Annotated in this window: 4 protein-coding genes; 1 reads left to right on the forward strand and 3 read right to left on the reverse strand. The window is 72.7% G+C overall.

Annotation, left to right across the window (positions count from 1 at the left end):
- Nucleotides 1-99 precede the first annotated feature (99 nt).
- The gene (gene prfB, locus ACIA8F_RS33570) at nt 100-1,209 is read right to left on the reverse strand and encodes a peptide chain release factor 2 (protein WP_399384525.1); all 1,110 of its coding nucleotides are present in this window, start codon (nt 1,207-1,209) and stop codon (nt 100-102) included.
- Nucleotides 1,210-1,521: 312 nt separating this feature from the next.
- On the opposite strand from prfB, the gene ACIA8F_RS33575 reads away from it, so the two are divergent.
- On the forward strand, nt 1,522-2,598 hold the full coding sequence (locus tag ACIA8F_RS33575; protein ID WP_399384526.1) for an isopenicillin N synthase family dioxygenase: 1,077 nt from the start codon (nt 1,522-1,524) through the stop codon (nt 2,596-2,598).
- 296 nt (nt 2,599-2,894) lie between these two features.
- Here ACIA8F_RS33575 and ACIA8F_RS33580 read toward each other — a convergent pair whose 3' ends face one another.
- Both ACIA8F_RS33580 and ACIA8F_RS33585 read right to left on the reverse strand, forming a co-directional pair.
- The gene (locus tag ACIA8F_RS33580; protein WP_399384527.1) at nt 2,895-4,139 is read right to left on the reverse strand and encodes a serine/threonine-protein kinase; all 1,245 of its coding nucleotides are present in this window, start codon (nt 4,137-4,139) and stop codon (nt 2,895-2,897) included.
- Nucleotides 4,140-4,335: 196 nt separating this feature from the next.
- Nucleotides 4,336-6,135 (reverse strand): protein kinase, encoded by a 1,800-nt coding sequence (locus tag ACIA8F_RS33585; protein ID WP_399384529.1) that lies wholly within the window; start codon nt 6,133-6,135, stop codon nt 4,336-4,338.
- Nucleotides 6,136-6,325 lie beyond the last annotated feature (190 nt).

Below are 6,325 nucleotides of genomic sequence, written 5' to 3' on the forward strand. Positions count from 1 at the left end.
AGACGCAGGAGACGCACGAACGGAAGGGCCCGGACACCTCGACGGCGTCCGGGCCCTTCCGGCTGTTCCACGGGAACCTGCGCGGCACCCGGGCGGAACCTACGCGGTCTGCTCCTGCTGCTTGCGCCAGCGGATCCCGGCCTCCAGGAAGCCGTCGATCTCGCCGTCGAGCACCGCCTGCGGGTTGCCGACCTCGAACTCCGTCCGGAGGTCCTTGACCATCTGGTACGGGTGCAGGACGTAGGACCGCATCTGGTTGCCCCAGGAGCTTCCGCCGTCCTTGAGGGCGTCCATCTTGTCCTTCTCCTCCTGGCGGCGCCGCTCGAGCAGCTTGGCCTGGAGAACGTTCATCGCGCTGGCCTTGTTCTGGATCTGCGAGCGCTCGTTCTGGCACGAGACCACGATGCCGGTCGGCAGGTGCGTGATGCGCACCGCGGAGTCGGTCGTGTTGACGCCCTGGCCGCCGGGGCCCGAGGCGCGGTACACGTCCACGCGCAGCTCGCCCTCGTCGATCTCGACGTGGTCGCTGGACTCGACGACCGGCAGCACCTCGACGCCCGCGAAGGAGGTCTGGCGGCGGCCCTGGTTGTCGAAGGGCGAGATCCGGACGAGGCGGTGGGTGCCCTGCTCGACGGAGAGGGTGCCGTAGGCGTACGGGGCCTTGACCACGAAGGTGGTCGACTTGATGCCGGCCTCTTCCGCGTACGAGGTCTCGTAGATCTCGGTCGGGTAGCCGTGCCGCTCGGCCCAGCGCAGGTACATGCGCTGGAGGCGCTCGGCGAAGTCGGAGGCGTCCACGCCGCCGGCCTCGGCCCGGATGTTGACCAGCGCCTCGCGCTCGGCGTACTCGCCGGAGAGCAGGGTGCGGACCTCCATCTCGTCCAGCGCCTTGCGCACGGAAACCAGCTCGGTCTCCGCCTCGGCGAGGGTGTCCGCGTCGTCCATCTCCTGGGCGAGGTCGAACAGCACCGCGAGGTCGTCGATGCGCCCGCGCAGGTTCTCGGTCTTGCGGACCTCCGCCTGGAGGTGCGAAAGCTTGCTCGTGATCTTCTGAGCGGCCTCCGGGTCGTCCCACAGGGACGGCGCGGCGGCCTGCTCCTCGAGCACGGCGATATCTGCCCTCAGCTTGTCGAGGTCCAGGACGGCCTCGATCGACCCCATGGTCGAGGAGAGGGACTTCAGCTCTTCGGAAACATCGACGACTGCCACGGGTCCAGCGTAGCCGGTCCCCGGGGGCGGCTCTCCGGCCAGGCCGAATCCCCCGTACTAATGACGGTTCGTACGGGCGTACGCTCACGATATGACCGTCTTCCTCGTCAAGCGCCGCCATGTGGACCACATGCGTGTCACGACGACGAGTTGTCTGCCGCCGGACCATCCCCAAGCCTGATCCACCCCGATCCGACTTGGTCCTGTACGCGGCCTCGCGGCCCCGGCGCCAACCCTGCCGGCGGCCCTCCCCAGCCGCGGCCCCCGCCACCCCTGGGGACAGGACCCCGTGACATCCGAAACGGAGCCGTCATGCCGTCCGCGCACCCTTCCGCTTCTTCTCCTTCTTCTTCTCCCTCTTCTCGCTCTTCTTCGGCCTCTGCCGCGTCCGAGGACCCCTTGCTCCCGGTACTGGACCTCTCCCAGGCCGATGATCCGGCGCTGCGCGACTCCTTCCGCAAGGAACTGCACGCGGCCGCCCGGGACAGCGGTTTCCTGCACCTCACAGGGCATGGGGTCACTGCCTCGGAAACCGCCCGCATCCTCGAGCTGACCAGGGCGTTCTTCGCCCTCCCGGAGGCCGACCGGCTGGCCGTGAGCAATCTGAACTCCCCGCACTTCCGGGGGTACACCCGCATCGGGCACGAGCTGACCGGCGGGGCATCCGACTGGCGCGACCAGCTCGACGTGGGCGCGGAGCGGGCCGCCCGGGAAGTGGGGCCGGACGACCCGGCGTACCAGTGGCTGGAGGGCCCGAACCAGTGGCCCGCGGCGCTTCCGGAACTGCGGGACGTGGTGCTGGAGTGGCAGTCCCGGCTGGCGGCGGTGGCCCACCGGCTGCTCCGGGAGCTGCTCGCCTCGATCGGCGCACCGGCGGACTTTTTCGACGCCGCCTTCGCCGACCGGCCCCACCTGCACACGAAGCTGATCCGCTACCCGGGAGCCGCCCCGACGGGCACCGACCAGGGGGTCGGGGCCCACAAGGACTACGGCTTCCTCACCCTGCTCCTCCAGGACTCGGTGGGCGGGCTCCAGGTGGTCCGGGACGGGGCCTTCCTGGACGTGCCGCCGCTGCCGGGGGCCTTCGTGGTCAACCTGGGCGAGCTGCTGGAGATCGCGACGGAGGGGTACCTGACGGCGACGGACCACCGCGTGGTGAGTCCGGCGGGGGGCGTGGAGCGGTTCTCGGTGCCGTTCTTCTACAACCCGCGCCTGGACGCGGTCATCGAGACGGTCCCGGGCGACTACCTCGGCGGGGCGCCGGGGATAGCGCACGACGCGGCGAACCCGCTCCACGCGGAGTACGGGCGCAACGAGCTGAAGGGCTGGGTCCGGGCGCACCCGGCGGTGGCACGGCGCTGGCACCCGGAACTGGTCTCCGGCGCGTAGCCCGCCCCGGGAGCCCTGCGGGGCTGTCCCCTACCCGCCCTTCCACCGTTCCCCGGGCTCCGCCCGGACCCGTTCCCGGGGGCCAGCCCCCGGACCCCCGCTCCTCAAACGCCGGAGGGGCTGAGTTTGGCCGGCGTCCGGCTGGTTTGCCGCGCAGCGGCACAATCCAGCCCCGCGGGCGTTTGAGGCGCGGGGTCTGGGGCGGAGCCCCAGGGGGTCCGGGGCGCAGCCCCGGGGAACGGGCGAAGGGCGGGTAGGGGACTTCGCCCCGCAGGGCTGCACACCCGCATGCGGCGCTACGGGGCCGTCGAGCCCGACTGCTTGTCGTCCTGGGGCGGCGCCGAGTCGGAGGAGACGGCCAGCCAGCTGCCGACGCCGACCGCCGCGGCCAGGGCTACGGCCGCAGCCGACAGCGCGAGCCTCCGCTTGCGGACGGCCTCCGCCCGGTGCCGCGCGGACCCGGGCCGGTGCCCCCCGGCGGGCCGCGGCACCCGCGCCGTGCCCAGGGCCCCGCCCGCCAGCTCGTCCGGCCCCGGCACCCGCATCGAGGTGTGGGTGTCCCGGTTGGAGTCCGTGGCGGAGCCGGGCACCAGCGGCACCACACCCCGGCGCCGAGCCGGATCGGCGACGGCCTCCGGTTCCGCGAACTCCGGCTGCTCGGGCTCGTCCGGCTCGTCCACGTCCAGCGGCGGCATCCCCGCCAGCAGCGGCAGCAGGTCCCGCAGCCGCAGGGAGAGTTCCGAGGCCCGCAGCCGCGAGGCGGGGGCCTTCGCCAGGCACTGGACCATCAGCTGCCACAGCTCGTCGGGGATGCCGGGCAGCGGGACGACGGTCTCCGTCACGTGGCGCCGCAGCACCGCCCCGGGATGCCCGCCGCCGAACGGCGTGAAACCGGCGAGCAGTTCGTACAGCACGGTGGCCAGGGCGTAGATGTCCACCGCGGCGCGCGGCGGCAGTCCCTCCACGATCTCCGGCGCGAGGTAGTCGGGCGTGCCGATGATCCGGGTGGTGGGGGCCGAGGCCCGGCCGCCGGTGGACCGCCGCGGTGAGTCGATGAGCTTGGCCACGCCGAAGTCGGTGAGCAGCGCCGGATGCGCGCCGCCCGGGCCGAGCGGGCCCTGCATGTCGAGCAGGACGTTCTCCGGCTTCACGTCCCGGTGCACGACCCCGGCCGCGTGCGCCGCGGCCAGCGCGTCGGCGACGTCCGCGACGATGGCGACGGCCGCCTCGGGGGCGAGCCGCCGCTCGCGGTCGAGGCGCGTGCGCAGGTCCGTACCGCGGACGAGGTCCATGACGAGGGCGAGGTCGTTGCCGTCCACGACGAGGTCGCGGACGCAGACGACGTGCGGGTGCTCCAGGCCCAGGAGCGCGCTGCGCTCCTGGACGAACCGTCCGACGAGTTCCTGGTCGGACGCGAGGTCCTCGCGCAGCAGTTTGACGGCGACGGGGCCGTCAGGCCCCTCGCCCAGCCACACCGTGCCCGCGCTGCCGCGTCCCAGGATCTGGTGCGCGGTGTACCGGCTGCCGATCTTCCGTGCCACAACTGCTCCCTCAGCGGCTGGCGTACGCACCAAAGCTACGCGGCCGGGTGGGTGTTGGAGTCCACGGATCGCGGCGACCTTCACTTCTGCGGGCGAAATCACGTCCCGGAAGTCGACAAATCCACGAAGTCACCGGCACAAGGCCCGGTTCGGGTGGATTGTGCCGGTGCGCGGCACGCTCAGGGGCGCGGTGGGATCAGCCGGTCGAACCTCCGCCCGCGGAGTCACCGATCGCGGTGACCCAGTCCACGGCGTCCGAACCCCAGGTCCACACCTGGTCCCACCAGCCGCGGCCGGTGCCGACCCACTCCTGGAGCGGGGTCAGCTCCCAGACCAGCCAGCCCGCGACGAAGAACACCAGGATCATCACCAGGCAGCCCTTGAGGCAGCCCAGCCCCGGGATCTTCACCGGGTTCGCGCTGCGGCGCGGCTCGCGGGGCTCCCGCCGCTCCGGCCGGCGGCCCGGCGGCGGACCCTGCGGGGGCTGCTGCTGGGGCTGCTGGGGCTGGCGGTACTGGGGCTGCTGCTGAGGCTGCTGGTACTGCTGGGGGTGCTGCTGTTGCTGCGGCTGATAGTGCTGCGGCGGGGGCGGCGGCGAGTACTGCTGCTGCTGGTACTGCTGAGGCTGCTGGTACTGCTGCGGCGGCGGCGCCTGCCGGTACGGCTGCTGCTGCGGGCGCTGCGGCTGCGGAGGCTGCTGGGGTCGCTGCGGCTGCTGGTACTGCTGCTGCGGCGGCGGGCCCTGGCGCTGCGGCCGGCGGCGCAGGGGGTCCTCGCTCGGGTCCAGGTACTGCATCTGCGTCTGCTCGTTGCGGTCGCGGGCCGCCTGCATCTGCGACTGCCACGGATGCGGCTGGTCCGGCCGCTGCACGGGCGGCATCACGGAGGTCGGGTCGGCGCCGGGCGCACCGGTGCTCGGGAGCACGGACGTGGCGTCGGCCGCGCCGACCGGCGGCATCACGCTGGTCATGGCGTTGGGGTCGTAGGCCCCCATCGGCGAGGCGGCCATCGGGGAGGCCCCGGCCCGGCCGGGCAGCATCTGCGTCGGGTCCGCGGCGCCCGGGGTCTCGGGGACCGGCGCGGGCGAGGGGTCGGGGGCGAGGAGCGCGCCGACGCCGAGGGCGGCCTCGACCTCGGCGGCCGTGGAGTGCACGCCGATGCCGGAGGCGACCACGCGCAGGCCGCGCGCCAGGCTCTGCGCGCTCGGGCGCTCGTAGGGCTCCTTGCGCATGCAGCGCTCGATGACCGTCCACAGCGGCTCGGGCACGTTCGGCGGGCGCTGCGGCTCCTCGCTGAGGTGGCGGTGCAGGACCTCCAGCGCGGTGCCGCCCGCGAAGGGCGGCCGGCCGGTGAGCAGCTCGTAGAGCAGGATGCCGGCGCCGTAGATGTCGACGGCGGAGGTCTGGGGGCGGCCCTCGGCGGATTCGGGGGCGACGTAGGCCGGGGTGCCGACGAACTCGTGGGTGCGCGTCAGACCCGGGGAGTCCGCCAGGCGTGCGATGCCGAAGTCGGTGAGCATCGGCTTCATCTGGCCGTCGCGCTCGTCGACCAGGACGTTGGCGGGCTTCAGGTCGCGGTGGACCACGCCGTCGGCGTGGCTGGCGGCGAGCGCGTCCGCGATCTGGGCGGTGAGCAGGCTCGCGGCGACCGGGGTGAAGGGGCCGTTCTCGCGGAGGTACTTGTGCAGGTCCGGGCCGTCGATCAGGTCCATGACGAGGGCGAGGAGATCGCCCTCGACGACGAGGTCGCGGGTGCGGACAATGTTGGGGTGGGTCAGACGCAGCAGGACCGAGCGCTCGCGCAGGAAGCGCATGACGATGTCCGGGTCCTGGGCCAGCTCCTCCTTGAGGACCTTGATGGCCACGGTCTCGCCGGGGTGACCGGCCACCGCCGCCTCCGCACCGGCCGCCTCACGCTGGCGGGCGCGCCAGACGGTGCCCGTGGCGCCGCGCCCGAGCGGCTCCTCGAGCAGGTACTTGCTGCCGACTGGCCGCACGTCACGCGCTCCCTGCTGTCGTCGATTCCGGCGAGCGATCCGCGCATGATCCACGCGTGATCCAGGCCTGATCTGCGAAATGGTTTTCCGGCCCACTCTAAAGGTTGTTGCAGAACATCTGGGATGGGGCATTCCTCTTGTATGGGTGGGGTGTTGCGGGCTGAGGTGTTGTGGGTGGAGACGTTCACCG

This window comes from Streptomyces sp. NPDC051563 (assembly GCF_044454225.1).
In the GTDB taxonomy this organism is placed as follows: domain Bacteria; phylum Actinomycetota; class Actinomycetes; order Streptomycetales; family Streptomycetaceae; genus Streptomyces.